Origin of the sequence: Tolypothrix sp. FACHB-123 (assembly GCF_014697075.1) — a bacterium.
GTDB lineage: Bacteria > Cyanobacteriota > Cyanobacteriia > Cyanobacteriales > Nostocaceae > Aulosira.
In genome coordinates this window covers 187,693-213,915 of sequence record NZ_JACJRE010000006.1, presented here as the reverse complement: position 1 = coordinate 213,915, position 26,223 = coordinate 187,693, and the positions used below count along the sequence as shown (strand labels likewise).

The 26,223-nt window shown below is 41.7% G+C and carries 16 protein-coding genes and 2 pseudogenes; 11 read left to right on the top strand and 7 right to left on the bottom strand.

All coding sequences use genetic code 11. The features are described 5' to 3' along the window. Window positions 1-195, top strand: a pseudogene (locus H6G41_RS06745) (photosystem II q(b) protein); the annotation flags it as partial. Window positions 196-626: 431 nt separating this feature from the next. After that, window positions 627-1,052 carry a DUF4278 domain-containing protein gene (locus H6G41_RS06740; protein ID WP_190744787.1) on the top strand — a complete coding sequence of 142 codons (426 nt, stop codon included), beginning with the start codon at window positions 627-629 and terminating at the stop codon, window positions 1,050-1,052. Between the two features lie 114 nt (window positions 1,053-1,166). Here the strand turns inward: H6G41_RS06740 and H6G41_RS06735 are convergent, their stop codons facing one another. Then, on the bottom strand, window positions 1,167-1,577 hold the full coding sequence (locus H6G41_RS06735) for a tetratricopeptide repeat protein (protein WP_190744805.1): 411 nt from the start codon (window positions 1,575-1,577) through the stop codon (window positions 1,167-1,169). A gap of 118 nt (window positions 1,578-1,695) precedes the next feature. Continuing rightward, window positions 1,696-3,696 carry a ShlB/FhaC/HecB family hemolysin secretion/activation protein gene (locus H6G41_RS06730; protein WP_242037822.1) on the bottom strand — a complete coding sequence of 667 codons (2,001 nt, stop codon included), beginning with the start codon at window positions 3,694-3,696 and terminating at the stop codon, window positions 1,696-1,698. A gap of 207 nt (window positions 3,697-3,903) precedes the next feature. Here H6G41_RS06730 and H6G41_RS06725 point away from each other — a divergent pair, with 207 nt between their 5' ends. Next, the gene (locus H6G41_RS06725) at window positions 3,904-9,573 is read left to right on the top strand and encodes a CHAT domain-containing protein (RefSeq protein ID WP_190744785.1); all 5,670 of its coding nucleotides are present in this window, start codon (window positions 3,904-3,906) and stop codon (window positions 9,571-9,573) included. Between the two features lie 478 nt (window positions 9,574-10,051). On the opposite strand, the gene H6G41_RS34580 is transcribed toward H6G41_RS06725, so the two are convergent. Further along, window positions 10,052-11,326 carry a hypothetical protein gene (locus H6G41_RS34580; protein WP_199316062.1) on the bottom strand — a complete coding sequence of 425 codons (1,275 nt, stop codon included), beginning with the start codon at window positions 11,324-11,326 and terminating at the stop codon, window positions 10,052-10,054. Window positions 11,327-11,574: 248 nt separating this feature from the next. On the opposite strand from H6G41_RS34580, the gene H6G41_RS06715 reads away from it, so the two are divergent. From H6G41_RS06715 to H6G41_RS06690, 6 genes and pseudogenes are all read left to right on the top strand, one after another. After that, on the top strand, window positions 11,575-14,190 hold the full coding sequence (locus tag H6G41_RS06715; RefSeq protein ID WP_190744783.1) for a CHAT domain-containing protein: 2,616 nt from the start codon (window positions 11,575-11,577) through the stop codon (window positions 14,188-14,190). A gap of 180 nt (window positions 14,191-14,370) precedes the next feature. Further along, the gene (locus H6G41_RS06710) at window positions 14,371-15,330 is read left to right on the top strand and encodes a DUF1822 family protein (RefSeq protein WP_190744781.1); all 960 of its coding nucleotides are present in this window, start codon (window positions 14,371-14,373) and stop codon (window positions 15,328-15,330) included. Between the two features lie 255 nt (window positions 15,331-15,585). Further along, window positions 15,586-17,930, top strand: a pseudogene (locus H6G41_RS06705) (CHASE2 domain-containing protein). Between the two features lie 52 nt (window positions 17,931-17,982). Further along, on the top strand, window positions 17,983-18,786 hold the full coding sequence (locus H6G41_RS06700) for a DUF928 domain-containing protein (RefSeq protein ID WP_190744779.1): 804 nt from the start codon (window positions 17,983-17,985) through the stop codon (window positions 18,784-18,786). Between the two features lie 392 nt (window positions 18,787-19,178). Beyond that, window positions 19,179-19,409: a hypothetical protein gene (locus H6G41_RS06695; protein WP_190744777.1), complete on the top strand. Its 231-nt coding sequence runs from the start codon at window positions 19,179-19,181 to the stop codon at window positions 19,407-19,409. A gap of 208 nt (window positions 19,410-19,617) precedes the next feature. Next, on the top strand, window positions 19,618-19,857 hold the full coding sequence (locus tag H6G41_RS06690; protein WP_096643096.1) for a hypothetical protein: 240 nt from the start codon (window positions 19,618-19,620) through the stop codon (window positions 19,855-19,857). A 137-nt stretch (window positions 19,858-19,994) separates the two neighbouring features. Here H6G41_RS06690 and H6G41_RS06685 read toward each other — a convergent pair whose 3' ends face one another. Next, window positions 19,995-20,741 carry a GDYXXLXY domain-containing protein gene (locus H6G41_RS06685; protein ID WP_190744775.1) on the bottom strand — a complete coding sequence of 249 codons (747 nt, stop codon included), beginning with the start codon at window positions 20,739-20,741 and terminating at the stop codon, window positions 19,995-19,997. A 262-nt stretch (window positions 20,742-21,003) separates the two neighbouring features. Beyond that, complete coding sequence (locus H6G41_RS06680; RefSeq protein ID WP_190744774.1) at window positions 21,004-22,446, bottom strand: DUF2157 domain-containing protein; 1,443 nt, start codon at window positions 22,444-22,446, stop codon at window positions 21,004-21,006. 188 nt (window positions 22,447-22,634) lie between these two features. Between H6G41_RS06680 and H6G41_RS06675 the strand changes: the two genes are divergently transcribed. Both H6G41_RS06675 and H6G41_RS06670 read left to right on the top strand, forming a co-directional pair. Then, window positions 22,635-23,633: an RsmB/NOP family class I SAM-dependent RNA methyltransferase gene (locus H6G41_RS06675; protein ID WP_190744772.1), complete on the top strand. Its 999-nt coding sequence runs from the start codon at window positions 22,635-22,637 to the stop codon at window positions 23,631-23,633. Window positions 23,634-23,868: 235 nt separating this feature from the next. Next, window positions 23,869-24,141 carry a GlsB/YeaQ/YmgE family stress response membrane protein gene (locus tag H6G41_RS06670; protein WP_190744770.1) on the top strand — a complete coding sequence of 91 codons (273 nt, stop codon included), beginning with the start codon at window positions 23,869-23,871 and terminating at the stop codon, window positions 24,139-24,141. Window positions 24,142-24,402: 261 nt separating this feature from the next. Here H6G41_RS06670 and H6G41_RS06665 read toward each other — a convergent pair whose 3' ends face one another. Beyond that, window positions 24,403-25,653 carry a Rid family detoxifying hydrolase gene (locus H6G41_RS06665; RefSeq protein ID WP_190744768.1) on the bottom strand — a complete coding sequence of 417 codons (1,251 nt, stop codon included), beginning with the start codon at window positions 25,651-25,653 and terminating at the stop codon, window positions 24,403-24,405. 104 nt (window positions 25,654-25,757) lie between these two features. After that, entirely contained in the window at window positions 25,758-26,189 is a 432-nt protein-coding gene (locus H6G41_RS06660; protein ID WP_190744766.1) for an NUDIX hydrolase, read from the bottom strand. Window positions 26,190-26,223 lie beyond the last annotated feature (34 nt).

Sequence of the window (26,223 nt, the reverse complement as noted above, 5' to 3'; positions counted from 1 at the left end):
CTCAACGGTTTCAACTTCAACCAATCAGTGATTGACTCTCAAGGTCGTGTAGTTAACACCTGGGCTGACATCATCAACCGCGCTAACTTGGGTATGGAAGTCATGCACGAGCGTAACGCTCACAACTTCCCCTTAGACTTGGCTGCTGGTGAAGTTGCTCCTGTTGCTCTAACTGCTCCTGCTATCAACGGCTAATTGTCTGAGATAACAATAGCTTCTCTGTGAATTGAAAAGCGCTCTCCCAAGCGGGAGGGCGCTTTTTATTTATTTATTTATTTATTTATTTATTTCTTAGTAAGGACTTTAGCCTTAACTACAAAATTTTAATTATCTCTGTGTCACGCCAGTTGCTACAACGCGGGAAACCCACGCAACGCACTGGCTTCTCTGCGCCTCTGTGGTTAAATAAATTATTTTGCAACGACCAAACGCAGAAAGCTTAGAGAGAAAGCAAATTCAGGTTTTATCGGCTGGGTTTGGTTTCTACGTAAGTTGTGGGTAATTTCTAAGATATTGTCTTACTGACGTAGCACGGTGACTCAAAAGGTTAATCGGATGTAAAATAAACAACAATTATTAGAATCTAGGCACTCTAACCTTTGCTTTAATTTCTGAAGTGAGGAAAAATGGCTTTGTGTTTTTTCATTCTCTTGTGTGCTTGTTTAATCACTAGCTATTTTATTTTTAAAAAAAGTAATAATGAAGTCTCTCATCTATTAGCTGTGTTTGCGGCTATCAGCTTGATTTTGGGGTTAATCTTTGCGCCTTGGCAGGTATTACTTTTACTATTATTGGTTGTTTTAATTAGTACCAGCTACGAATATTACAATAGCAAAGTTGTCAGTTTGGAAACGGAATCTCCACAACCAGAAGTACTTAGTTCTGAAGAAGATTGTCATCAGTTGATTTATCGTGGTGCTTCCTATCGTGCGAATTCTCCTGTCAATTTAGATGAAGAAAAAATACAACCTGTAACTCATAAGTTGTGTTTTAGAGGAGGTAATTATACTGTCAATAAAGCTGCACGCCGAGAAATGGAGAATAGGGGTTAGGGGCTAGGGGCTAGGGAAGAGAAGTTTTTAAAACCAACCAAGTATATTAATAAAAGACTAATGACAAAGGGTGGGGAAACCCCACCCCTACGGGTGTATTTTGGGAATTTGCTATTAAATTAAATGATACATTGTGCCTTCTGGTGCTAGGCTCATGGCAATGTTGTAATCTTCAACTGCTTTTTGTTGATTACCCAATTCTTGATGTATTTGACTGCGCCAAAAATAAAAGAAAGCGTTTTCAGGATTAATATATATGGCTTGAGTATAATCTTCTAATGCGCCTTGACGATCGCCTAATTTCTTTTTGCGAAAATTGGCGCGTGCGGTATATAGTTCGGCGCTGTGGGGATGGATGCAGATGGCTGTGTTAAAATCTGCGATCGCACTTTCGATATCTCCCTCGGCAAAATGGCTGTAGGCTTGTTTAATATATAAACTGATTTCTTTAGCTTTCGCAGGTACTTCTACCGGGAATGGGGGATTTACTTGAGATTGGCTGAGGTTTGGCACATTGTTATCCATTTTACTAAAAAACAAATATTTATTAATAATTTTTTTGCTCTACATGGTTTTAGCGTACCCAGAATTTTGACGATTGTAACTAATAGTAATTGTCCACAATGGACAAGATGGAATAATTTTAAGGTTGATAGCGAATGCTAAAGTAAAAGCCATCATCTTGAGCGTTATTACCGCGATCGCTCAAGTTAACGAAGGGTATGCCATAATCTAAGCGCATTGTCAGTTTATCTATCCCCAAGGCTTGATTCCACAACAGTCCTAAACCTGCGCTAGCGAGAAAGGTTTGATTGGGTAATTTATTGGGGTTATCGGCTTGATTCCAAACTGCGCCTAAGTCGAGAAAGGGAATTAACTCAATGGTAGATAAACCGGCTTGATTGCGTTCTACAGTAATTCTATCTTCAATTGCGAAACGAAATCCATTATCCCCAGAGCGAGCGTTTTGCCGATATCCTCGTAGAGAACGTCCACCGCCAATGACGAATTGTTGGGAAGGTAAGAGGCTATCTGGTGTGAGTTGCAATTCTCCTTGAATGACTAATAAATTGTTTTGATTAAGTTGCTGTACGCGCTGTATTAAAGCTAGCCAACTGAAAAACCTTCCGTCAGGTGTGGGATCGGCGTTAATTGTCGCATCGAGTAAGCCTGTGCCTAAACTAAATTGCGATTGTAAATACCAAGCTCCTTGGGGATCGCGTTTGACATAATCTTGGCTAAATTTAAAAACGCTGGTACGGCTGATACCATTAACATCGGGGCCGATACCAAAGGGGGTTGGTAGCCTGTCGAAAAGAAAGGTTTGCCCGTTTTGATGGGTAAAGCCGAAGGATAAAGCAAATTCTTCTCTGGGCGATCGCATTAACGGTTGACGGAAATTGATTTCATACACATCCAAATCAGCTTTGATTCCCAGGTTATCGAAGGGTGGCTGGGTAATTTCGTTGCTATTGGATGCGTATCGCAAACTGATCTTCCCGTTCATGGCGTTGACGGGAATTTGATATCTCAAGTCAAAAATGTCAGAACCACCTGTGAGAGTATGATACCATGCTCCGGTGATTTCATCGCCATTGCCTGTGAGATTGCGATACCCAAGTTCAATGCCAACTCTTTCTGAACCAATGCTAGATGGTGAATAGTTATCGATGCTGAAGTTGCTAATGATGGAATTTGCTTCTTCAACTCTGACAATGAGAATACTTTCACCAACTTTACCTGTAGGGCGCAAACTGGCTTCGACATTATTAAACAGCGGATCGAGTCGGAGTAGGCGCAGTTGTTCTTCGAGTTTAATTGTATTTAGGGGTTGTCCTGCTCCTAAGCGAATGCGATCGCGAATATAGCCATAATTTAACCGCTTGGTTCCTTGAATATCTATCTCTGCAACTCGCCCTTCGATCACGCGAATCACAACTACACCATCTGTATTTCCCGGTTGGATGGTTTCGGGGATTGCTCTGGAATTAATATAGTTATTATTCAGGTAAAGCTGGGTAATCGCATCAGCAGCTTGGCGCAACTCTTCAATTGTTAATTCTCGTCCTTCAAAAGGCTGGACAACTTGATTTAACTGTTGTTCTGTAAATACTGTGCTATCTAAAACTTGAATTTTCCGCACATTAATCCGTTCAGGAATAACTGGTGCTGGTGCGGTTGGATTGGTTTGAGAATACGGTTGACTGTTGACGGTTGACTGTTGACGGTTAACTGTTGACGGTTGAGTAGTGGCTATTGAGTTGGGATTAGTGGCTATTGAGTTGGGATTAGTGGCTATTGAGTTGGGATTAGTGGCTATTGAGTTGGGATTAGTGGCTATTGAGTTGGGATTAGTGGCTATTGGGTTTTGATTAGTGGCTATTGAGTTGGGATTAGTGGCTATTGAGTTGGGATTAGTGGCTATTGAGTGTTGACTGTTGACTGTTGACTGCGCTGCACTGAGTTTGTCGAAGTGTTGATTGGAAATTTCACTAGCTGTTACTTTTAACCCAGTTATCCCCATCGTTGATAGCAAATGCAGAATCAGCAAGCTGCAATACCAACTCAGACTGGGAAATAAACTAATTAATCTTTGTTGAATGCAAATTTTCGGCGGAAGACCAGTTTTTTTACCTTTTCTCATGTCCGTATCTAGGGATGTTTGATGTAACTAACTGGCCTGTTTGGACTCCTGATTTTGCCATAACTCCCCAGTAATATTTGAATATCATATTTTCGAGGCCGGATTACAAAGAGTTGATATATTTAACTACATTTTTAGACAAATAATTCTCAGTAATAACCCTAGCATTATATCCTGGTAACAGGTTAACAATTCCGGAGCTATTTCATGTCACTGCCGATTTCTATTGTCATTACTAATTACAATCGGGAGCGTTATCTAGGAGACGCGATCGCTAGCATTCAGCAGCAGACATGGCAAGATTTTGAATTAATAGTTTGGGATGATGGTTCTACAGATAACTCAGTAGCGATCGCTCTACAATATGCGCGACGAGATAGACGAGTGCGGGTAGTGGAAGCAGCGCATCAAGGAATTGCGTTATCTCGTCAAAATGCGATCGCGCAAACGCAAGGAAAATACTTTGGTTGGGTAGATAGCGATGATATCCTCGCACCCACAGCTTTAGCCGAAACGGTGACTTTGCTTCACCATCACCCAGAGATGGGATTTGTTTACACCGATTATTTAGATATTGACGAACATAAACAAGTTATTCGCTATGGCGATCGCTGTTGCATTCCCTACTCCAAAGAGCGAATGCTCGTAGATTTCATGAGTTTCCAATTCCGCTTGATTCGCCGGAAAACATATGATTTAGTCCAGGGATTTCACGGTTCGCCAACTTATGCTGAAGATTACGATTTATGTTTGCGGCTGTCAGAGGTAGGGCAGGTAGGGCGGATCAAGAAGCCACTCTATTATTACCGTCAACATGCTGGAAATGTTTCGCAAATCCACAAGTTAGAAGTTCTTCTCTGTTCTCAACAAGCTATTGATCAAGCGATACAACGCCGGGGATTAACTGACAAATATCAAATTGATTTGGATGTAAGTGCAGGTCGTTTCGTCTTAAAGCACAAACCTTCCTTCCGGAATTTTATCAGTAAAATCGGCAATTCTATAATTAAAGCTATATTTCCCCTAGCCTTAGCCATGAATGCGGGAATAGCCCAAGGACAAATTGTCCCCGCAGTTGATGGTACGGGTACAATCGTTACACCCAATGCCAATATTTTAGATATTCATGGGGGAACAACTTCTAATGATGGCGCGAATCTGTTCCACAGCTTTCAACAATTTGGCTTGACACCAGAACAAATAGCCAACTTTCAAGCCAATCCCAATCTGCAAAATATTCTCGGTCGCATAACTGGCGGTAATCCTTCAATTATTAATGGTTTAATTCAAGTTACAGGTGGTAACCCTAACCTGTTTTTGATGAATCCTGCCGGTTTTGTCTTTGGTACTAACGCTAGCTTAAACGTTCCCGGTGCTTTTACCGCGACAACAGCTAATGGCATTAGTTTTGGTAACAACTGGTTTAACGCTACAGGAACTAATAATTACTCAACTTTAGTGGGGAATCCTACAGGCTTTGCCTTTACCATGAACCAGCCAGGCGCAATTTTTAATGCGGGGAATTTGGCAGTAGGTACAGGACATAGTTTAAACCTGTTGGGTGGTACAGTTATTCATAATGGGCAACTATTAGCCCAATCGGGAAAAATTTCTGTTACTTCTGTACCTGGACAAACTTGGATACGTCTCAGCCAACCTGGGAATTTATTAAGTTTAGAAGTTAAAAGTTTAGCGGGAAATAGTAATCAACCAACCGATTGGGAAATTTCCATTGCTGCTTTACCTGAATTGCTCACAGTGGGTAACACTGGGTTAATTGCTAACGCTGATGGTTCAGTAAAACTTCCAGGTACTAACGCCAATGTTCCCACAAATCCAGGCACAACTATTGTTAGTGGCAAAATTGATGTATCTGGGACTACAGGCGGTACAGTTAATATTTTAGGCACAAAAGTCGGGTTAGTTGGTGCTAATATTAACGCCTCTGGGAATAATGGCGGCGGTAATGTACTGATTGGCGGCGATTATCGAGGAGAAGGTACAGTTCCTAATGCAGAGAGAACTTATATTGATGCGCGATCGCAAATTACAGCTAATAGTAATTTAAATGGTAATGGCGGACGAGTCATTGTCTGGGGTAACGACAACACCCAATTCTTTGGAAAAATCACAGCTACTGGCGGTGCGAATTTTGGTAACGGTGGTTTTGTGGAAGTATCTGGAAAAAATAACCTACTTTTCCAAGGTAATGTTGACTTAAGCGCGGTGAAAGGTAGCCTTGGTAATTTACTATTAGATCCCACAGATATTAATATTGTCGAATCTGCACCACAACCGCAGGATACTTCTTTACCAACAATTCTGCAAGATGCTACCCCAGCGACATTTACAATTTCTAAAACAGCCTTAGAAACTCAAACTGCGGCGGTTACCTTAGAAGCGACTAATAACATTACCGTTGCTGATGGGGTATCGTTAGATTTTATTAGCAGTGGTACAAATATTACCTTTACCGCTGATGCAGATAATAGTGGTGCGGGGTCTTTTATAATGGATACCACCCAAGCCATTAATACTAATGGCAGAAACATCACCATTACAGGAGCTAGTTTAACTCTAGGCAATATTGACACAACTGCTAGTTTTAGTGGTAGCGGTACTGTCAATTTATCTGCAACTGGTAATATTAGCGGTGGTAATATTGTTGCTGTTGGCAATGGCTATGGTGATAGTGGTAGCATCAATGTTACCAGCAGCAATGGTGCAGTTAGTTTAGGAATTCTCGATACTAATAGCGGCGAACTCTTCGACAGCGCTATCAATGCTGGCGCAGTTACCATCAATGCTGTAGGTGATATCGTTACTAGTGAAATTAACTCTACTTTTAATAGTAGTTTCCTCAGTTCTGGTAATGGTGGCGCTGTGGAGTTAACATCAACTGCTGGTAGTATCACCACAGGATTGATTAACTCTTCTGTGACAACAAACAATCTAACTGGTTTTGATGGTACATCAGGTGCAGTTAATTTAACAGCCGCAAATAAGATTACCACCACAGGAATTAATTCCTCAGCAACTTTTGATATCGATGAGGGATTTTCTCGGGGAACTGTGAATTTGACGGCGGGAAATATTGCTGTTACTAGCAATAATGGTGAGATTGAGATAGAAAATCTCAATAGTAATACGATCGCAAATAGTTTCTCAGATGTAAATAATGCTCAGGCAGGAACGATTACTTTAAGTTCTGTTGGTAATATTATTGTAGGTAATATTAACTCCTCTGTGAGGCAGAGTTTTGAATCAGCCACCGCTGGTAATGTAGGCATAACAACAACTACAGGCAGTATTACCACAGGGAATATCAACTCATCTGTATTCAAAACTCAAGGCGGAGGCGATTTTACAGGTATATCCGGTGCAGTTAACTTAAATGCCGCAGTTAATATTACTACTGGAGCTATTAATACTAGAGCCACGGCGTTTAATGTTGATGGCGATACAACTTTGCAAGCAGGTAATGTCACCTTAGAAACTACCAATCCTTTTGGCAGTGTAATTCAATTTAGCACCATTGCTTCACAAGCAAACACAGAATTTACTGATAATAATCTTCAAGGTGGTAATGTGCAAGTGCTGACTAATGGCATCATTCAAGGTACGGGAACATTATCGGAAGTCGGTACAGGCGATACCATCGCCACAGGTGAAATTATCGATTTGGGAGATGGTGTGACTACTAATACCGAGGGCGGCACGATCACAATTCGACATGATGGCGGCCCCGATAATGTAGACTTTATTGTGGGGAATTCTGCTGTTAATGGGACAGCAGGGGCGCTGAATGCGGGGGGAACTACAATAATTTCTGCGGGTAGCTTGAATTCGCCTGTGTTACCCAATGGCGGGACAGATACGACGACACCCAGCGGGATTACAATTAATTCTGTAAATACTCCGCCAACAATTACAGCAAATACAACATTACCTGATACCGAAACTAATAAATTTGTTACCTTTACCTTTGCAGATTTAGCACCACAAGCATTAGATGCGAATAATGACAACACGACGATTCAAATTAATGTTGTCAATACAGGCAGTTTAACTGTTAATGGTACTCCGGTTTCGGGAGTGACTGACATTAAAGCTGGTGATACTTTAGTTTATACCCCCCCTACAGATACTAATGGTGCGCTCAATGCTTTTACCATTAGTTCTAGCGATCGCGTTTCCACTTCAGCACCAACACAGATTCAAATCAACGTCACCGCACCACCTCCAGTTCCCGATCCAATTCCCGATCCAGTTCCTGATCCCGATCCAATTCCTGATCCAGTTCCTGATCCAATTCCTGATCCAATTCCCGATCCAGTTCCTGATCCAATTCCTGATCCAATTCCCGATCCAGTTCCTGATCCAGTTCCTGATCCAGTTCCTGATCCAATTCCCGATCCAGTTCCTGATCCAGTTCCTGATCCAGTTCCTGATCCAGTTCCTGATCCAATTCCCGCTCCAGTTCCACCTCCAGATCCTAAACCGGATGTTCCTCCTTGCACTTTCCAATGCAATGAAAACACACCACCTAACCCTATTCCCAATTCCCCAAGAAACGAGATTAGCGTTCTCGATCCCAACTTTACACCTGAAGGTGAATTCACAGCTAAGGTAACAGATCATTTAGGTGTATCCAGTCCCCGATTGAAATCTCCAGATGAAGCGAGGCAAATTGCTGTAAAAATTGAGCAAGCTACTGGCGTTAAACCTGCGTTTATCTATATTAGTTTTGTCCCTGTAGAAATTGATCATAACCAGTTATTGGGAACAGCTAAATCCAAAAAACAATTGGATACATCAGCAGAACAGGATAATCAACAACTGGAGTTAATCATCGTTACCGGAAAAGGCGAACCAATCCGCAGACGTATCCCAGAAGCCACAAAAACTAAAGTTTTAGCAGTCGCTAAAGAATTTCGAGATCAAATAATTAATCCCCAAAATCGTCGGCGTAACACTTATTTAGCTTCAGCACAGCAACTTTATCGTTGGCTAATTGCTCCCTTAGACGCAGAATTACAGGCGAAAAATATCAATAATCTGGTGTTTTTACCTGACATTGGCTTACGTTCTACTCCAATAGCCGCTCTTCACGATGGTAAAGGGTTTTTGGTAGAAAAATATAGTATTGGCTTAATGCCCAGCCTGAGTTTAACTAATACTCTGTATACAGATATTAAAAAGTCTCAAGTTTTAGCGTTGGGAGTTTCCCAGAGTACCCAAGGACAAGAACCTTTACCAGCAGTTCCCGTAGAGTTAAGCACATTAGTTTCAAAACTTTGGAAAGGAAAATTACTGTTAGACAAACAAGCGACTTTAGAAAATCTTAAAGCTACTCGCCGCCAACAGCCATTTGGTATTATTCACATGGCAACCCACGCTGATTTTAGTGGTGGTGAATTGAGTAACTCGTATATTCAGTTGTGGGAAGACAAGTTACGTTTAAACCAAATCCGGGAGTTACGCTTAAATGAACCCCAAGTAGAGATGATGGTGTTAAGTGCTTGTCGAACTGCTTTAGGAAACGAAGAAGCAGAAATTGGCTTTGCGGGATTAGCCGTACTAGCTGGGGTGAAAACTAGTGTCGCTAGCCTTTGGGCTGTGAATGATGTTGGTACAGCCGCATTGATGACGAAATTTTACGAAGACTTGAAAACAGCCCCAATTCGCGCACAAGCTTTAAGACAAGCGCAAGTAGCGATGGCGTCAGGGAAAGTATATATCAAGAATGGTCAAATTTTTGGTTTAGAACCCGTGGAAAGTTTGCTTTTACCTGGGGAAACAAGCGATCGCACCAGTGAATCATTATCCCATCCTTATTATTGGGCAGGATTCACAATGGTGGGGAATCCTTGGTAAGTTGATGGTTGACTGTTGACTGTTGACGGTTGGCTGTTGACGGTTATAACAAACGGACTTGCGTTTGTTACAAACGGACTTGCGTTTATAACAAACGGACTTGCGTTTATAACAAATGGACTTGCGTTTATAACAAATGGACTTGCGTTTATAACAAATGGACTTGCGTTTATAACAAATGGACTTGCGTTTATAACAAATGGACTTGCGTTTATAACAAATGGACTTGCGTTTATAACAAATGGACTTGCGTTTATAACAAATGGACTTGCGTTTATAACAAATGCGTTCCAATTTCGACGCAATACCCTTATAGGGTATTGCTATACAAACAAAGCCTGCGGAGGCAGGCTAAAGAAATTGAGCCTGCGGAGCAGGCTTTGTAGCGTTAGCCAGTGGCTTATAGCCTGCGGGCGATCTATCGGGCTTAGTTTTCCCTGTTGCCGGTTCCCTGTTCCCTTTCAATTACCTTCTTTAATTATTCCCCATCCCCAGAAGCAGCTTGATTAATTTGATTGTTTTGCAGTTCTTGCATCAATGCATCAAACTCGCTAGCACCGGCTTTTCTAATAAATAAAGCGTGAATTTTAGCTGTGATATCATCCATATCATTCGCTAACCATCTACTCATATTTTTGATAAAGTTTTTCAATTTTTCAAACATGCTTAATTCTGCGGTAGAATATTTATCCCTATATGGATATACTACTTTGCCTTTTTCGGTTTCAAAATATTCTTCCTCAGGCATTAACATTGATTTTAGTGGGTCTGTTTGTCTAGCTAAATCTGTATCTACTTTCTTATGGCTGAGGAATAAAACATCATAAATTTTATTATTCCAAGTTACCCAATAATGGTTTTGAAAAAACCAGCGTTTACCATCATCGCAATTAGGTTCAATGCCGCGATAAGGTGTTTTTCCCGCTTCAGTGATAAATGGTTTGGGAATTTTCTCAATATTGAGATTGGCAATACCAAAATATTCCTCAGCTACTCTTTTAAAAGCTTCAGCTAAGGTTTGACAATCACCTTCTCTAGTACCTGTTAAAAACTTTTCGCAGCTCTTACTCACCATTGTGTATTTAAAGCCGATATTTTTAAAGTTGTTAAACAGTCCTTCCAAAATTTTATCTGCCGGTAAACTCTCGTCTATGCCATGTACGAGTTCTTTAGCTAGTAAATAATCTTGTAAAAACTTTTGTTTTTGGGGAGAAACAGAATTTGGCGATCGCATTTCTTCAGCGGTGGCTTTTCCTTCTTCTGTAGCCGGTAAGATTTGGTTTTCTCCACTGGCTGTATTTATCTGATTAACTACCGCAGTAGCGACATTATCAGCTTCTTGTTCGTATTTATCTCCAGGTTGACCGATGGTGAGTTGCGCTTGGATAATTGCTGCCCTATTTAGCTGTGATGATGAACCTTCAGGACGATTGGTAGCTATATTATCAAAGTTATGACCAACACCATAACCTTGTTCGCCTGTATTTTCCCAAAAGCTATTCATCTTTGCTTGTAATACAGTCAGTCGCTCTTGTCCTTCTGAATTCAGGTTGCCATACTTAGCTTGGATAGCTAATTTTGTCGCTTCTATTTTGTGTTGTTGAAATTCTTGGTTAGCAATTTCTATCTGTGTAGGCGGTTTGGGAGAACGCCCTTTAGCTTTATCAGGGGATTGGGGCGATGGGAACAGACTTGACTCTAACTTAGAAGTTGATGAGTCAGCTTTTTTGTGGATTTGCAGTCGTTCTTTCATCGCCCATCTCACATTTTGACATTAGTTTGGTTAAGGGAATTCCAAAAAAGCATTCAAGTCGTTGACTGTTGACTGTTGATGCTCAACAGCGAACAATAGCAATGGAATATTTTTTGACTTGGAAGTCCCTAAATCTATTATGTCACTGCTTGATGTGTAACTCTTTTATACTTTAGTTTAGTTTTAGGTGTCATAAAAAACACTTTCTTCCCAATCTACCGTCAACCGTCAACCATCAACAGTCAACCATGATCAAAGTTCACAGGCAAAATTACAGATTTTTCCGTCTGCTGTTTTACTTTTTCATGGCATTGCTGTGCAGTCTGAATACTCCCCTGATGGCGGCGGTTCCGGGAATTAATCCTTCCCCCCAATCAATAATTAACCAAGCTGCAACACCTGATGCTTTACTGGCGGAAGGTAAATTGCTTTACGATGCAGGTAGGTTTGCTGAAGCGGTGCAGATATTACAGCAAGCTGTGAAAGCTTACCAAAATCAAGGCGATAATTTAGCCCTCGCGGCAACTTTGGGTAATCTTTCTCTTGCATACCAGCAAGTTGGTAACTGGACGCAAGCACAGCAAGCAATTGCAGCAAGTTTAAATATACTGAAAAAAGACCCAAATAATCAAAATTTGTTATTATTTGCCCAGATGCTTGATATTCAAGGACGCTGGCAAATATCTACAGGACAAGCTGAGGCGGCTTTAATTACTTGGAAGCAAGCAGAAAAAATTTATACCCAGTTAAATAATCAAAACGGTGTGGTAAAGTCGCTAATTAATCAAGCACAGGCTTGGCGCAGTCAAGGTTCCTATCGTCGTGCCAGAGAAATACTGACAGAAGTAGATAAAAAATTACAATCACAACCAAACTCCCTTGCCAAAGCAGTGCAAGTGCGATCGCTGGGCGATATTCTTTTAGCAATGGGTAATGGGGAAAAGTCGCTCACTGTTCTACAGCAAAGTCTCACAATTGCAAAAAGTCTGCAATCTAGTGCAGATATCGCCGCTAGTTATCTGAGTTTAGGTAATAACTACCGCACACAGCAAAATCAAGCAGAAGCGATCGCCAATTATCAAAAAGCTGTGGAATCTTCACCTTTTCCCTTAACAAGAGTCCAAGCACAGCTAAATCACCTCAGTTTGTTAATTGAAAATGGTGAATTGACAGCCGCTAAAACTCTAGTACCAGGCATACAATCCCGACTGGCACAACTTCCCAACAGTCGTGGTACTATCTACGCTGCTATTAACCTGGCGCAAAGTCTCAATAAACTAGTCAGTAGAGATGCTCATACCTACCCTAATATCAGTTATCAAGATATTGCACCGCTACTTGCCAAAGCCATTGAGCAATCTCGCAATTTAGGCGATCGCCAAACCGAAGCTTATGCCATCTTGAGTTTAGGTCATTTATACGAGCAGACACAACAGAGGCAAGAAGCCCTGAAGCTGACGCAGCAAGCCTTAGTTTTAGCCCAAACCAGTAATGCACCAGAAATTATCTATCAGGTAAATTGGCAACTGGGGAGATTATTCTGGGCGCAAAATGATATCACAAGTGCGATCGCCGCTTATGATGTAGCAATAGATAATTTGCAACTACTGCGCCGTGACTTAGCCGCCATCAATCAGGATGTGCAATTCAACTTCCGTGACAGTGTAGAACCAGTTTATCGCGAGTCAGTAGAGTTATTGCTGCAATCCCAAGGCGAAGAACCAGAAGAAACCACCTTAGATAAAGCACGCCAGCGCATTGAAGCTTTGCAGTTAGCAGAATTAGATAACTTCTTTCGCGAAGCCTGTATTTCTGGTCAGAATGTACCTTTAGATCAAATAGTAGATCAAGATAATCCAAATGCAGCCATACTGTATCCAATCATACTTAAAAATGAGATTCAAGTAATTGTCAAAATTCCCAAAACACCGCTAAAGCTTTATACTACAAAGATTCCTGAAACAGAAGTAAACCAAGTTATAGCAGAACTACGGAAAAGCTTAGTTAATCCAGCAGCTAAAAACACAGTTAAAAAGCGATCGCAACAGGTGTATGACTGGTTAATTAAACCCATTGAATCAGAATTGCCAGCAAGACAGGTAAATACCTTAGTATTTGTGCTGGATGGAGCTTTACGCAACATCCCAATGGCATCACTTTATGATGGTAAACAATATTTAATTGAGAAATATGCGATCGCTCTCAGTGTGGGACTGCAACTATTAGATCCCAAACCACTACTCACACAGCAAATCCGCGCCCTCACAGCCGGACTCACCCAACCGCCACCAGGCTACAATAATTTTCCACCCCTACCAGCCATCAAATCGGAAGTTGAGTTAATTGCCAAATCTGGAGTAGCCACCACCAGCATCATAGACGAGCAATTCACCCGCAAAGCCCTAGAAACAAAAGTTAATACCGTTCCCTTCAACATAGTGCATCTAGCAACCCACGGTCAGTTTAGTTCCCGCGCCGAAGATACATTTATCTTGGCGGCTGATGGCCCAATTAACGTCACCCAATTTGATAGTTTGCTCCGCACTAGAGATGAAAGCACGCCCCAAGCCGTAGAACTCTTAGTATTAAGTGCTTGTCAAACCGCAACCGGAGACAACCGCGCCGCCCTAGGTTTAGCCGGTACCGCAGTCAGAGCCGGCGCACGCAGTACCTTAGCATCTCTGTGGCAAATTGACGATCGCTCCACAGCTTTATTTGTCGGTGCTTTCTATCAACAACTCAAAGACGGTAAAGTCACCAAAGCCCAAGCCCTGCGTAACGCCCAGCTACAACTACTGCAACATCCCAACTACAATAACCCCAGCTTTTGGTCTGCCTATGTGTTAATTGGGAATTGGCTTTAAATAATGGGCATGGGGCTGGGGGCATTGGTATGTTCTTTCCTATGCCCCATTCGCTCTGCCCAAAATCTATAAAACTTAATTCGCGATCACAAAATTTTAATAATTCAACATTTTTGGCATAAATTTCGCGAATGAGGCCGATATGTGTATGGCAGCATCGAAAACCGGGAACTAAAGTTTATGACAAACACCATCTATCAGCAAGAAAATTTCGCTGTACCTTTGCCGATTACTCAAGCAGCACGCAAAATAGCCCAAAACTTTGCCAGCCAACAGCCAACTCCCGAAAAAGCAACGCAAGTTAAGTTGAATACCATAGCTGTGTTGGTGGTGCATGAATATTTGCAAATGATGGATATTCCTACCAATCTCACAGCTAGTGATAGTTGGAATCCTGTCATGCGGCTATTTGCAGATGTCGCAGACTTAGCTATGCCATCCTTTGGCAGTTTAGAATGTCGCCCTGTCAGCACGTTTGATCTTACCTGCTCTGTTCCTCCCGAAACTTGGGAAGAACGGATAGCTTATGTAGTTGTACAAATTGATGAATCTTTACAAGAAGCAAAATTATTGGGTTTTGTACCTAGTGTGGCTACCGAAGAACTACCTTTAACTCAACTGCAACCCCCGGAAGCGTTTATTGAACATTTGGGAAGACTTCAGCAATCAATAGCCACTATCGTAAATTTACGTCAGTGGTTTGCTGGTATATTTGAATCAAGTTGGCAAAGTTTGGCAGCTTTGGCAAATTCCCAAGAACCCACCTTAGCTTTTGCATTTCGCGGCCCAGAAATTTTTGAGCAACAAACTTCCAACCAACCTGTCACCAGAAGGGCAAAACTCCTTGATTTGGGTATCCAAATTGCTGATACACCCCTGATGTTGATTGTGGAAATTAGCCCTCTACCTGACCAAAAAACCAGTATTCGTCTTCAGTTACACCCCACAAGTAATCAAATTTATTTACCCCAAGGAGTGCAACTCACAGTTTTAGATGAAGCCGGGGCAGTATTTCTGGAAGCTCAAGCACGGAGTGCCGATAACTATATTCAGTTGCAATTGCGCGGTGATGCAGGCGAGAAATTTAGCGTTAGGGTGGCATTGAACGATATCAGTATTACGGAACAGTTTACAATCTAAAGGTGCAGCTACTTCCTGAATTTCCGATAATTATCATCGGGGATCTGATATTTTATACCTGTAGTTCAATCAAACTTTGCTGAATAAGTAGTCACTGTCCAGGAAGCGGAAAAGACTGCTCCAGACTTACTACATACCACGCAAAATTTGTCTGGCAAAATACTAGTAGGGAGTTTAAAAATTCAAAAAGCAAAATTCCGGCTGACTATTTGTGAATTTTGATTTTGAATTTTCAGTAGGAGCGTAGCCACTGTCATGAGTAAGTTAGTGATGCTGAAATTTGCAGACGGTAGTTTTGAGCAAGGGTTTGCTGTCACCCTGCAAATTGGCGAAGAATGCGATCGCCCTGCCGCAGAAATCACAGGAAAGCTACCTCCATGTCCGGAAATACCCCTATACTATAGTCATTGGCAATCCAGTTATCGGCGTTTAGGTAACGGTTATCGTCTAGATGCAGATAAAGTCCAGATAACTAATGTGTCCATGACACAGGACTGTCTTAACACATCCCATATTTTACGTGCGCGTTTTAATACCTGGTTAAAAGCTGAAGAATTTCGTCCTATCAGGGAGAAATGGCTAGAAAGATTAATGCCATCTGATGAAATCCGGGTAATTTTGCAAGCCGAAAATCGGCAGTTGCAACGTTTACCTTGGCATCTGTGGGACTTACTAGAACGCTACCCCAAGGCAGAAATTGCCTTATCATCACCCACTTACGAACGGATTCACAGGCCACGCAATCCCAATAAATTGGTGAATATTTTGGCGATTGTTGGTAATAGCGAGGGAATTGACACCAAGTCCGATCGCGATTTACTGCAACGTTGTCGCAATGCTGATGTTTGTTTTTTGGTAGAACCAGAACGCAAAGAATTAAACGATCATCTTTGGGAAAAAAACTGGGATATTCTCTTTTTCGCTGGCCATAGTTCCAGTCAGGGGAGAGATGGTAGCGGGCGGATTTATTTAAATAAAACCGATAGCTTAACAATTAGCGAATTAAAATATGCCTTAAAAAAAGCGATTGAACGCGGTTTACAATTAGCAATTTTCAACTCCTGTGACGGATTGGGACTGGCGCAAGAACTGGCTGATTTGCAAATTCCCCAAATGATTATCATGCGGGAACCTGTCCCCGATCGCGTAGCGCAGGAGTTTTTAAAGTATTTTCTCGGTAGTTTTGCCAGTGGTGAACCTTTATACCAGTCGGTGCGACAAGCACGGGAGCGGCTGCAAGGTCTGGAAGATAAATTTCCCTGCGCGACTTGGTTACCAGTGATTTGCCAAAATCCAGCCCAACATCCGGCTACTTGGGAGGGACTAACCAGCGTTAAAAAACAATTCAGTAGCATTACCCCAATATTTAGCAAACGGGGATTTTCGGGAGTTCTGGTTTCTAGTTTGCTAATGACAGCTTTGGTTTGGGGAATCAGATATGTAGGAATCTTGCAAAATGTCGAATTTACCGCCTACGACCAAATGATGCGATCGCGTCCTGATGAAGGTCAAGATTCCCGCTTACTCTTGGTAACCATAGACGATGGTGATTTAGCCGTTCAACGCCACAAAGGTGAAGAATTAAAAGGAACTCCCTTTCTGATGAATCCCTCACCCAACTCATACTCAAACTACAACAGCATCAACCTTTAGCCATTGGTTTAGATATTTACCGCGATTTCCCCGCCAAACATCCAGCTTTAATCCCTTTGTTACAAAATACCGATAACTTAATTGGCGTCTGTAAAGGTAGCGATACCACAGAAAAGTCTAAAGGTATTGCTCCACCTCAGGAAATTCCCAAAAATCGCCTAGGATTTAGCGACTTCATTCACGATCGCGATGGAGTACTGCGTCGCCATCTCTTATTCATGACCCAAGAAGCCGCATCATTATGTCCTACACCTTATGCACTTAGCACTCAACTAGCATTCCGCTATCTTGTACCCCGTGGGATTCAGCCCACATACACAGCGAAGAATGAATTAAAACTCGGAAAGATTATTTTCCCTCGGTTGTCATCCCGTGCTAGTGGCTATCAAAGTATTGATGCTAAAGGCGGTCAAGTTTTACTTAACTACCGCGCCACTAAAAAGATTGCCGAACAAGTCACCCTGACACAATTATTATCTGACCAGGTGAACCCCGACGCCATCAAAGGCAAAATCGTCCTGATTGGTGTATCGGCCAAAGGCGATTTTCCCGACTACTGGGCAACACCATACGGTAATCACTTAGATATGCAAATGCCAGGGGTAATAGTTCAAGCTCACATGGTCAGCCAAATTCTCAGTGCTGCTTTAGAAGAGCGTCCATTAATTAGGGTTTGGTCTGGTTGGCTGGAATTAATTTGGATGTGGAGTTGGGCTTTAATTGGCGGCGTGCTGGTTTGGCGCATACCTTCCGTTAAAGGCTTAGCGATCGCAGTTACTATTAGTAGCGGCGTTTTATATGTATTTAGCTTTGGGCTATTAATTGGGGGTATTTGGGTGCCTTTTATACCCTCATCTCTTGCATTAATTGGCACAGTTGGTGCCATCTCAAACCAGAATCCCAAGTTTAAAATTCACAATTCCAGATTAATCCGGGAAAATATTTAAGGCATCAGCAAAATGTTGCCGAGATTTCATCAACTTATTCCCGCACAATATTATGAAATCTATTGCAAATTCGGTAAAGCTGTCTGTAGTTCTAGCTATTGGTTTCAGTAGTTTGTTAGCCAGTCAACTACCGAACTGGGTAGATCCAGTCAGCGCACAAATCGGTAGTCCTGTAAGTTTGGATACAACTATACAATACAATCCACCAGCACCACCACCAGAACCACCCCCAGGAGGGCGAGTATTAGGAGGAGCCAAACGCGGTACTTGTCCAGCCCTGCAACCTGAACTCACAGCTTTAGTACCCTTTACCAAAAAATCTGATTTAGAAGTGGATGTTTGGGCATTGACAACAGAGGCTCATCCGACTTTCTGGTTTTATGTCCCATTAACCAAAAATCCTGACTTCCCAGCAGAGTTTGTCCTGCAAGATGACGCAGGCAAAGATATTTACAAAACTGCGATCGCTCTGCCAGAAAAGCCCGGAGTCATCGGTATTCCCTTACCGAAGAATATTGATCCACTTACCTTGAATAAACGCTATCGCTGGTTTTTCAATATCTTTTGCAATCCGCAACAAGATTCACCACCGATTTTTGTAGAAGGCGTCATCCAACGAGTACATTTAAATCAAGCGATCGCTCAACAAATCGAAACTGCCAAACCCCAACAACAGTCTGCCATTTATGCCCAAAATGGCATTTGGTACGAAACACTCACAACCTTAGCCAAACTGCGTCTCAACAATCCTGAAGATAGAAAGCTGCAAACTGCATGGCGCAATTTAATTACCAGCATCGGTTTACCGGACGTAGCCGCAGAACCGATTGTTTCACCACCAAGTAGTTTTAATTAATTGGGCATTGGGCATTGGGCATTGGGCAAGAAGACAATAAGTAATAGGTAATGGCAAAAGTTATTTAGGGAACTCAAAAAAATAAATTATTCCGTTCAAGTCGTTGACGGTTGACAGTTGACGGTTAACAGTCAACTGTCAACCGTCAACAGTGAACAATAGTAATGGAATATGTTTTTACTTGGAAGTCCCTTATTTCCCCCCTGCTCCCTGCCCCCTAGCCCCTAGCCCCTAGCCCCTAACCCCTAACCCCTACATTACACAAATTTAGAGATTCATCTAAATAGTTAAGTTTCGTAAAAATTTAATATTTTCTTTAGATTCTTAATTTAATATTTTCTTTAGATTCTTCACAACACTGTGTTGAAGTCACAAGAGTTGGAGCGGTGGTCATGAACATATGCCTGATAAACTCAAAAATATTGCGTCAACTGTGGTCAGAAGTTGAGCAAACTCAGACTAGTACTCTTGTGGGACTCAGCGATCCTGATTTAGTCAAGCAATTGGTGAGACAGCTGGATAGCAAACAAGCACTCAGCAATGAAGAAGTGAATTCTGTCAACGCTTACCTATTCTCTAGAACTCAACTCATACGCGATTTAGCTTTTGCAAGGTCAGCATAATAATATATATACTTTTTCCTACTTTTTTCCCTTGGTATCAAACTCCCATCATCTTATTTGGACTTCTCCTTCTTGCCTCAGCTAAAATTGCTGAGGTTTTTTGTGGCTGATTGAATATCACAACTCGACCCAGCTGACAATCTGTCTTTTGGATGTGTACAGTAGTTGAGGATTATTTTGTAACTGCAATTATTTAACCCATCCTGATATGGATAGAAAAACCAAACGCCTCTTGCTGCTTGTTGTTTTCTGTAGTTTGACAGGTGTAATTTTAGGCGGAACTGCCAGCTGGGCAGAAAGCAATATGTGCTTAGAAGCCAAGACAGTTACCAGCGATTGCTTGACTCAAGACCCTATACAAAAAACTATACAAGGAATGAGTACCGGCTTAGTAGCCGGCGCTGGAGCAGCTTGCGGCGTCGCTTGGCAGTTACGGCAGCAAGATTAAAGTTGGGCATTGGGCATTGGGCATTGGTTAGAGACGCGATAACCCTTGTCTGTAAAGTTGTCAGTTGCTTCCTTGTCCCCTTCCCTAACCCCTATCCCTAGCCCCTAGTCCCTAGTCCCTAGCCCTAGCCCTAGCCCCTAAAAACGGTAATTGCGATCGCCTACCCATAAACTAATTGGTACGGCGTTACCTTGGGGATCAACTTTGACTTTGACTGCTATTGGGCGTCGTCTTCCTTCTCGGCTTTCTAGGGTGCGGGAAATATCGCGACTAATGCGTTCTCTTTGTTCTTCGGGGATGTAATAAGTTTCCACGCCATAGTTGACAAAACCATCCCGATATACACCTTTTAAAGCTACCTGATCATTAGGCAAGTTTGTTGGACGCCTACCACTTACCCTTACTAGTCTCCAAGCGCGAGGAACCCCACGTTCAAAAGATTCTCTCTCTTGCAAAGTCACATACAAATTAGTTCCTTGCGCTAATTGCCGATTTCTGCCGCGATTTTGCCGCAGTAACTCCTCCCAGCCAGGAAGCCTTCTCAATGTGGAAACGCGAGATATGTTATAGTCCAAATTGAGCGCGTAGTTTTGCCGCACATCATTAGCATCTACAGGCGCACTTTGCAAAATTACCGTTTTCCCCGCCACATCTGTATATAAAGCCTGGGTAGGTACAGCCAGAATTAACCCGGTTTGCAGCGCTAAAGGAACTAGTAATCGCCAAAAAGGTAAAGGTTTATTTGCTTTCTGTTCAGTCGCAATTAGATAATCTTTAAAAGTCAACTTCCCAGAAAACTCAGCTTCAGGAGATAGGTTTTTATTGGATTTACTTGATTCGGATGTACTCGATTTATTCGATGATTCAGAGGAATTACTTTTCATGGGCGTAGTCCTAAAGAAGGTGGCAATAGGTAAAAGTCTGGTGAAATACCCAGGTTTAGGACTGACGCAGAGAGACTACCGCTACGCGGAATTCAAAATTCAAAATTCAAAATTCAAAATTCAAAATGGCTTTTTTATTGGCAATTGAACTTTGTACAATGAAATCTTGATTTCCGGTGTACTGACTAAATATTAAATATAGAAATACGCAGAGATATCTATGAGTAATTAAACTTCGTAATTACGAATTAAGGATTACGAATTACGAATTACTATTGCTTTTTTTACTTTTTGATTCCGATAAACGGCGTTCAAACCAAAGTCCAGCACTAATTAAAGCCGAACCGCACATCACAAACACCAGAGACTTCAATGGCAAGTCTGAATTATACTCCCACACCCGGCTGAGAACCTGTAAAGTTAACAATAGCATACCTCCCCAAAAGCTGCGTCTATCGTTTAATTTCAATCCTTCTTGAATTAACCCCCATGCCAAGGTTGCGAGAAGGACGTTAAAGGCAAAAATGCCTAAAGCACTAATTCTGGTAACACCTTGATGCCAGAAAGGTATTAATAGGATCAAGCCGATAAATGTGCCGATTAAAACTAGAGTAAAAACCATTTCTCGGCGGATAGGACTGTTGCGTTGACGCAGCAAAAATAACCATTGTAAAACAGCTAAACCGCTCAGAATTCCTACATCAATAATCGGAAGAGTTCTCAAGATGTTACTGTTAGTGGTTGGTGGAGAATAACCGTAATCAGGAAATTGCCATTGCCAACGAAAAGACAACATATAAAAGGCAAAGCCAAAACAGAAGAAGGCTAATGTCCGCGCTAGTGGTTGAAATAACCTATAATTCACTGTAGGAAATAGTAGGTCATCGTAACTCCACAATAAAGCTGGGGGAAGTGCAAAAGCAAAGGAAGCTACCCAAGGTGCAATATCCGAATAGGTTAATATTTGCAAAGGGTTGAGGTTGAATTGCAAGGAACTAGCAAAGGCTAAAACTGCTAAGCCAAAAATCCAACGAGAGCGACAGATGTAAGCTAAAGGTATGAACAGCAACCATGATACCAAAGGCATGTGGCGAACGATTAACCGCGCCCAACTCCATTCGTTAGGAGTGTACCACCAGTCTCCCAATCCACTCCAATAGCCAATTTGAATTAAGACAATGGCTAATATACCTAAGGAATTGAGGGAGAGGCTATAAGCCATCACCAACACACCAAAACCCCAAGCCAGAAGCCATTCGGAAGTAGAACCAGAAATATTAAAGGCTTGCGCCATTAATAGGATAGTTACGCCTAAGATAAAAGCGCCTAATATCAGTAATGCTTCTCCTAAAAGGCGTTTGCTTTTTTCAGGTTTCTTACCTTCAGCTTTCTTGAGTGCGGGTTCGCGCCAAGTGTAGAAACCAATGATGGTAACGGAGAAAAACAAACTGATCATCAAGATAAACTTGACATCCCGTGACCATTCTTGCCAACTAGCAGCAATAAAGATGATTGCACCTAATATTAAGAGGATACCGCCGATGGCGATCGCAATCATCCGCGAGCGATCGCGCGCCGCAGCTTCTAGATTGTTAAATTGATAACGGTCTGCTAACTGTTGGTACTGCGAAGCGCTAATTATGCCTTCGTCTCTCCATCGTTGTGCTTCTTGGCGTATTTTTCGCTGAAAATTATCTAAGAACATGACCATCTCCAGTGAAGTGGTTAGTTTAACGCGCTTGAGTGCATTTCTAAAGGCAACAGCTTCCAGTTCAAAGCTGGAAGCTTATGCAGTTCGCACTTTTGGCGATGATAAAAATGGCGGTCATTATTTTTCAGTATGCAGCCAATCCCTGGCATGGCATTGTTCTTCTATAACAGTTTCATTTCTCAATGGAAAAACCTTCAAATCTCTTACTAAAACTCTCGCGCCGTTTGTTTACAAACCTTGATATTCAAGAAAAATTTATTCAGGCGTTAATTAATCCCCAACCTTTCTCACCTTGCATTCTTTGGTGTCAACAAAGACCAGGAAATTCTCCTTTTGTAGTAGAATCCCCGACAACTTGGCAACCGCAATTTGTAGACCGTTTACAATTAGGAGAAAAGCCTGGTAAACATCCGCTACATAACCAAGGCGATTTTTATTGTCTAGATTTTTCTTCAGTATTTGCAGCTACTAGCTTATTAGCAATTGAGCAATCTGGGGGTTTAATTTTTGATATGTGCGCTGCACCAGGCGGTAAAAGTATCTTTGCTTGGAAAGCTTTGCAACCCAGTTTACTTATCAGTAATGAAGTCATTGGTAAACGGCTAGGAATGCTGATTTCTAACTTAAAACGTTGCCAAATCTCCCCTAGCTTAGTAGCCAATAGAGATTCGAGTATTTTTGCAGAAACTATACCACTATCAGCAAACTTAGTTTTAGTAGATGCTCCTTGTACAGGTCAATCTTTACTAGCCAAAGGAGAAACAGCGCCCGGATGTTTTCATCCAACTAACATTAATAAATGTGCCAATCGTCAAAAACGAATTATTGCCAACTCTGCTCAACTTGTTGCTCCTCAAGGCTATCTAGCTTATATGACTTGTACTTACTCTCCTGAAGAAAATGAAGAAGTTTGCCAATGGTTTGTAGAACGCTTTCCCCAATTTCAAGCATTAAGTATTAATCAATTACAAGGATATCAATCGCACCTTACAGATATACCTTGTTATAGACTATTTCCTCAAGATAGGTTAGGCGCTGGCGCATTCACCGTGCTGTTTCAGAATACAACAGAAGGTGAGGCTAAAGAGATAGATGAAGAAGTTTGGCAGCAACTTGGTTGTAAACAAATACGAATCGGCGAAGAAAATTCCTCTGTAGAGGTGAGAGCAAAAGAAAGATAAAAGAGACACAACAAACTTCTATCAACTGTCTAGACTTGTAAACTAATTTTAAACAGTAAAAAAACTTAACTCTAAGTTTACATTTTTTGAATATTTTCGGGCGGGCATTCCCCACTTAATGGGGATTTATATTTTTATAAAAATCCAGTTAAAATATTAAACCTATCTCCTACGGCAGAAGTCAATTTAGTCGAAAATAAATAAAATTAACAATCTAAGCTTTTAAAGAACAATTATGAACCTTCTTGCTTGGATACTTCTTGGTATTATTGCCGGAGCTATAGCTAAAGCTATTTATCCTGGGCGTCAGGGTGGCGGTATTCTAGCCACAATGGTTTTAGGAATTATTGGTGCTTTAATTGGGGGTAGTTTAGTTTCTTTGTTAGGTAGAAGTGGTGCAGCATACGCTGCTGGAACACTCAGTATTCCCAGCTTAATTATTGCTGTTATTGGTGCAATAATTGCTATTTTCTTATGGGGTCTAGTAACTGGTCGTAGCAGTTATTAAATTCATGGTTAGCTTTTTGACTAATAATTCATGCGGGAAATTTCCGAAGAAGACTCCACATATTATGCAAAAGTGGGGTCTTTTTGTGATTAACCATGCAAGCAGAACAAAATTTAAAAACGAATATTGATACTGTTCAATTTGCTTGCATAGTATTTCACACAAAAACGCCCACAGGCTAGAAGCCTAGGGCTATCAATACAAAGCCCATCTGCGTGGGCTAATTTCTTAGAGCCACACCCTTTGAGGTGTCGCAAATCGCTAACCAGGAATTACCGCAATACAATCAATCTCTACTAATACATCCTTAGGTAAACGCGATACTTCTACACAAGCCCTTGCTGGGGCTGTGTCCTCTGGGAAATATTTCGCGTAAATTCCATTCACTGCTGCGAAATCATTCATATCAGCCAGAAAGACGGTAGTTTTTACCACATCTTCAAAACCAGCACCAGCTTCTTTTAAGATAGCCTCTAAATTAGCTATTACTTGTTCAGTTTGCTTTTTTACATCATCAGTATAGACAACTTGACCAATGCGGGGATCGATGGCAATTTGTCCAGCTACAAATAACATTTGACCAGAAGCGGCGATCGCTTGATTATATGGCCCCACTGGTTCCGGTGCATTATCAGTGCGAATAACTTGGCGTGTCATAGATATTACTTTCCCCAAAGATGCTTGCTGCTTACCGACTTCCATCTCACAGGCGATCGGTTTGTAAACTTCTCCATCAGGCATTATCGCACCAGTTAGGTCAGCATGTTTAAAGCTAGCTCTGTAGACATGAGCAGAAGTCAAATCAGCCTTTTTTAAGGTTGCTCCGCTGAGATTTGCTTTCATCAGATTCGCTTCTTGTAAATCTGCTCTTTCTAAATTTGTTCCTTGTAGACAAGCTTTTCTAAAATTTGTACCTCTGAGGTTTGCTGCACCCAGATCAGCCTCAGCTAGATTTATGCCAGACAAATCCTGTTTAGTTAAATTAACACCCCGAATCTTTGCTCCTTGGAGATTAGCATCTTTGAATATCACACTATTGAGGTTTGCTTGGCTTAAATCAGATCCAAACAAGTTAGCCTCACTCAAATTAGTACCACTCAGGTTAGCTCTACCAAAATTTGCTTTTCTCAATGAGGCTTCAGTGAGATTGCTAGAGCTTAAATTGCTATCACTCAGATTGGCATTATCCAGGCTAGCATTACTGAATTTAGAGCTATTGATGATTGCTCCACTCAAATCAGCACTAGTCAAATCTGCCCAACTAAAATTTAAATGAGAACTTTCCAGCAACCCACTCAAATTTGCACTTGTCAAAGATGCTCTGGTAAAGTTAGTGCTCTGAAGCAATCCTTTACAGAGGTTGGCATCATTCAAATTCGCTCCCGTCAAATCAGCACTTGTTAGATCTATACCACTCAGGTTTGCACCTTTGAGGTCTACCCCTCTTAAATTTACTGAACGAAAATTCCTTTCTCCTGCTGCATATTTCCGTAAAAGTTCCTCAGCATCCATAATGCACCTTTAAATACCTCTGACACAGTATAATCTCGATAATTTTGCATCAGTGGTATTCAACTCTTTTCTTTGCGCCCTCTGCGCCTCTGCGGTTAATTCCCCTAACCCAACCTCGGACGCAACCCATAATGCCGATACTGCCAATAATCCCGCAGAATGCGATCGTGGTCAAAACACAAATTTCCCGGAACCCGCCAAGACTCAAAAATGCCGATATTCTTCGCATCATCACCGGCTTTAGGCTCACCTTTGGCGATCGCTAAAAACACAACACTCATCGTATGCTGACGCGGATCGCGGTTGGGGTCAGAATACACCAAAAATTGTTCAATTAACTCCACCTGCAAACCCGTTTCTTCCTGGGCTTCCCGCTTCGCCGCCACTTCCACCGCTTCACCATAATCGACAAAACCACCAGGAAGCGCCCAACCTAAAGGCGGGTTATGTCGCTCAATTAACACTATGGGTAGATGAGGGCGATCCACCAATTCAATAATGATATCTACTGTCGGCGCGGGATTTCTGTAATTCATCTGCATTATTAAGGATTAAGTAGTAATTATGAGC